Raw genomic sequence first — 4,143 nt, forward strand, 5'->3', positions numbered from 1 at the left:
GCGCCGCCACAACTGACCGGGCTCGCGGGTAAACACATCGGCACTGCCGGCCGGCAGTGCCAGCCAGTCACCGCGCGCCACTTCCGCTTCCAGCTGCCCCGCGCCCCAGCCGGCATAACCGGCGTAGGCACGCACCTGTTCGTCCTCCTCCAGGCTGGCGGCGATATGACGCAAGGCTTGCATGCCCTGGCCCACGTAGACTTCGCCGCTGACGTGTGCCATGCCATGACTGCGGCGGCTTTGTACCAGTACGAAGACATGGTCCATGCCCACGGGACCGCCGAAATGCAGAACCTGGCGACGGAGGGACTGCTTCGCCAATCCCGGCACCACGTGGCTCAGCCGCATGGGTGTGGGCCGGTTGACGATGAAGCCCATGGCGCCGTGTTGGTCGTAATGGGTGAGCAGTATCACCGTGTCACGAAAACGTGGGTCCGGCAGCCTGGCCCTGGCCAGCAACACAACACCACGTTGCAAGGGAGCCTGTACCCCGGGAGCGGTGTTTGTGGCGGACACGGGGGGAAGCCAAAGCGCAGCCACAGTCAGCAGGCAGCAGGGAAACAACAGCCGCCACGAGCACAAAGAGATGAGTGCGGGCATGCTTGTCATCCTTATATTCTAGGTAAGGGGACCGTTGAAACAACTATAGCAGGCAGGCCCGCGGGAGGTGCAAACGGGGTGGCGTCAGCCTTTCAGACCGCCCTGGTTTTTTCCACCATGCGCAGCACCGACGAATCCGCCCCCAGCCGCGCCACGTCTTCCAGCGCCACCCAGGCCAGATCATGGGATTCCTCGCTGATCACCAGCGGCGCGCCACGGTCGGCTTCCAACAGCACACGCACATCGTAGTGGAGATGGCGCGGTTCGTCCCCCCGGGCGGGAATGGCGTGCACGTCCACATCGAAGAGGCCTTCCGTGACGGGCCGCAGTTCACCCAGCCCCGACTCCTCCCGTGCTTCGCGCAGGGCCACCCGGTGGATGTCGGGATCGCCATCGGCATGACCGCCCAGCTGCAGCCAGCGGTTCAGCTTGCGATGGTGGGTGAGCAATACGTGTTGCCGTTCGCGGTCCACGATCCAGGAGGAACCGGTGACGTGACCACTGAGCAGGCCGCGCTCGAAACAGCGGGGCTCGGTCTCTACGAATTGGCGTAACATTTTGTACATGGCACGCTCATCTCTGTCATGGGGCTGATAAGCGTGCAGCAGATCAAGCAGAGGCGTTCGATGCATGGCGCTTAACGGGTGGACACCGGGGACTTGGTGAAATGGAACAGGGCGCCACGGAGGGCGCACTGAAGATACCGCCGGTCCGAAGGCAAAAATTGCCGGGGCAGCCAGTCGAGGGACGCGCCGGTGTGGGGGCATTGATTGCGGCAGCCGACATAAGCCAGCCCCTGACGCAGGACCACGATGCCGGGATCCCGCCCGCTGCCAAGAAACCCGCGGGCGCCGCCCATCACCACCGCATCGGCGCGGCACAAGGGTATGGCAATGGGTGCAACGGCAGTCGTCAAGGCCAGGGGATGCTCTCTCTAATCGTGTTCTTCAATATATCACAGCCCCATCAAAACCAAGCCGAACACCAAGCGCACACTGTGTTATTGCAGAAACCGTTTTTCGCGGTCGATAAAGATGAGGTGAATCCTTGCAGGAGACATCCATGAGCGAACCGGCTCTCATCGGCGTGGCTTCCGGCCTGGGCGCGCCGGACGGGGCTTGTGCCGACGGCCCCGTGGCGCTGTGTGAATCCCCCTTGCTGGCGGCGCTAAGCCGCAAGGGCTGCCTGGAGGTGTTGCGCCCGCTGCCGGCAGACGCCCCCCGGGCGGCGCTTGCCGGCTTGTGCCGAACCTTGGCGGCCCGTGCGGCGGGCCTGGTGCGGGGTGGTGCCCGCCCCGTCGTGGTGGGGGGCGATCATTCCTGCGCCGTGGGCACCTGGGCCGGGGTGCACGCCGCTCTGGATGGTGCACCGTTGGGGTTGATCTGGGTGGATGCTCACATGGACGCCCACACCCCGGCCACCAGCCCCAGCGGCGCGCTGCACGGCATGCCTCTGGCGGTCTTGCTGGGTTTTGGAGAGACTGACCTGACCACCCTTGCGGGTTCCGCCCCGGTCTTGCAGGCGGAACACGTGTGTGTGGTGGGCGTGCGCAGCTATGAGCCGGAGGAAGCCGCCTTGCTGTCGCGGCTGGGAGTGAAAGTGGTGTTCGCCCGGGAGTTGCGCCAGCGGGGTTGGGAGGCGCTGTGGCCGGAGCTGGAGACGCGGGTCGCCCGGGGCACGGCGGGTTACGGCATCAGCATTGATCTGGATGCCATCGACCCCAGCGAAGCGCCCGGCGTGGGCACCCCCGTGGGCAGCGGATTATCGGCCAGGGCACTGCTGGACTGGCTGGGTGATCGCGCTGCCGACCCCCGCCTGCTGGCGGTGGAAATGAGCGAATACAATCCCCACCGCGATCGCGGTGAACTCACCCTGAAGTTATTGGTTCGAATGATACACGCCTGTTGCCGGGGAGGACGGTCATGAAGAGCCCGGCTGACATTATCGGGTTGGAAGAATTTTACTGCGCTCACAATTACGCGCCGCTGCCCGTGGTGCTGAGCCGGGGCGAAGGTCCTTATGTCTGGGACGAACAGGGGCGGCGCTATCTGGACATGATGAGCGCCTATTCCGCCGTGAGTCACGGTCATTGTCATCCCCGCCTGGTGCGCGCCCTCACCGCGCAGGCGGCGCGCCTGGCCGTGGTGTCCCGCGCCTTTTACAGCGACCGCCTGGCACCCTTTCTCCAGCGCCTGTGCCAACTCACGGCCATGGATATGGCCCTGCCCATGAACACCGGTGCCGAGGCGGTGGAGACGGCCCTCAAGGCGGCGCGAAAATGGGCCTATACTGTAAAAGGTGTGACGGAGAACAAGGCTGAGGTCATAGCCTGCGACGGCAATTTTCACGGCCGTACCATCGCCGTGGTGGCCATGTCTTCGGAGGACCAGTACCGGCACGGTTTCGGCCCCTTCCCCCCTGGCTTCAAACGAGTGCCTTACGGCGACGTGGCCGCCCTGGAGGCCGCCATCACCCCCAACACCGCGGCATTTATCGTGGAGCCCATCCAGGGGGAGGGCGGCATCGTGGTTCCGCCGGCGGATTATCTGGCGCAGTGCGCGCGCCTTTGCCGGGAACGAAACGTGCTGTTGATTTGCGACGAAATCCAAACGGGACTGGGCCGTACCGGCGCCCTGCTGGCTTCGCAGCAGGCCGGTGTCCAGCCTGACGGTCTGGTGCTGGGAAAGGCCTTGGGAGGCGGCCTGCTGCCGGTATCCGCCTTTCTTGCCCGCCGCGAGGTGATGGAGGTGTTCGAGCCCGGCGACCACGGCAGCACTTTCGGCGGTAATCCCCTGGCCGCGGCCGTGGCCCTGGAGGCGCTGAACGTGCTGGTGGAAGACAAACTGGCAGAGCGCGCCGCTGAACTGGGAGACTATTTTTTGACGGCCTTGCGGGGGATAGACAGCCCCTGCGTGACGCAAGTGCGCGGTCGCGGCTTGTTGCTGGGCATGGAAATGCGTCCCGGTCCACACACCGCCCGGCAGGTGTGCCGGGCCCTGATGGCGCGCGGGGTGTTAAGCAAAGAGACCCACAACACGGTAGTGCGCTTCGCCCCGCCATTGATCATCACCCGGGGGCAAATCGACGAGGCCCTGTCGCACATCAGCGCAGTCTTGCGTGACCAAGAACGGGTGGCATAGGGCTTGCTCAATTCGCTCTCGCCGATGAGCGCGACGGATAGCCGTCACCGTCCTCCGGCACTGTGTTTGACGCCAAGGAGGTTGAACCATGTTTAAGGACTTACGCCAACACACGCGCCTGCCCATTCCGAAATATTATGCGCGTGGCATCTTCCACTTGATCAATGGCGATCAGGAATATCACTACGTGCGCGCCAATGACGTTTGTGTTTCCGGCGTGGGTCTGGATTTGCCCTCAAAAGTCAAACGTGGCAGTGAAGTGAAGCTGCGTTATACCAGTCCCGACTGGCGCACCGAGTTAAGCGGCACGGTGATGTGGTGCGAGCGTGATGACCGGGTCGGCGTGAGTTTGCGGGCGTATGAAAACTACCGCGTCGGCGTGCGCCTCAATCCTGTCAATGCC

Annotated in this window: 6 protein-coding genes; 3 read left to right on the forward strand and 3 right to left on the reverse strand. The window is 64.3% G+C overall.

The features are described from left to right. From ENJ19_07535 to ENJ19_07545, 3 genes are all read right to left on the reverse strand, one after another. Positions 1–609, reverse strand: a 609-nt coding sequence (locus ENJ19_07535) for a YqgE/AlgH family protein (protein HHM05579.1), incomplete at its 3' end; no start/stop codon positions are given. 83 nt (positions 610–692) lie between these two features. Further along, positions 693–1,232, reverse strand: a complete 540-nt coding sequence (locus ENJ19_07540; protein HHM05580.1) for an NUDIX domain-containing protein — start codon at positions 1,230–1,232, stop codon at positions 693–695. Positions 1,233–1,237: 5 nt separating this feature from the next. Then, positions 1,238–1,516, reverse strand: a complete 279-nt coding sequence (locus ENJ19_07545) for a hypothetical protein (protein ID HHM05581.1) — start codon at positions 1,514–1,516, stop codon at positions 1,238–1,240. 146 nt (positions 1,517–1,662) lie between these two features. Between ENJ19_07545 and ENJ19_07550 the strand changes: the two genes are divergently transcribed. The 3 genes from ENJ19_07550 to ENJ19_07560 all read left to right on the forward strand — a co-directional run. Then, positions 1,663–2,526: an arginase gene (locus ENJ19_07550; protein ID HHM05582.1), complete on the forward strand. Its 864-nt coding sequence runs from the start codon at positions 1,663–1,665 to the stop codon at positions 2,524–2,526. After that, positions 2,523–3,740, forward strand: a complete 1,218-nt coding sequence (gene rocD, locus ENJ19_07555) for an ornithine--oxo-acid transaminase (protein HHM05583.1) — start codon at positions 2,523–2,525, stop codon at positions 3,738–3,740. Before ENJ19_07550 ends, rocD begins: the two co-directional genes overlap by 4 nt. Before the next feature lie 88 nt (positions 3,741–3,828). Continuing rightward, on the forward strand, positions 3,829–4,143 hold a 315-nt coding region (locus ENJ19_07560), incomplete at its 3' end, for a hypothetical protein (protein HHM05584.1).

This window comes from Gammaproteobacteria bacterium, from assembly GCA_011375345.1.
Classification (GTDB): Bacteria; Pseudomonadota; Gammaproteobacteria; order DRLM01; family DRLM01; genus DRLM01.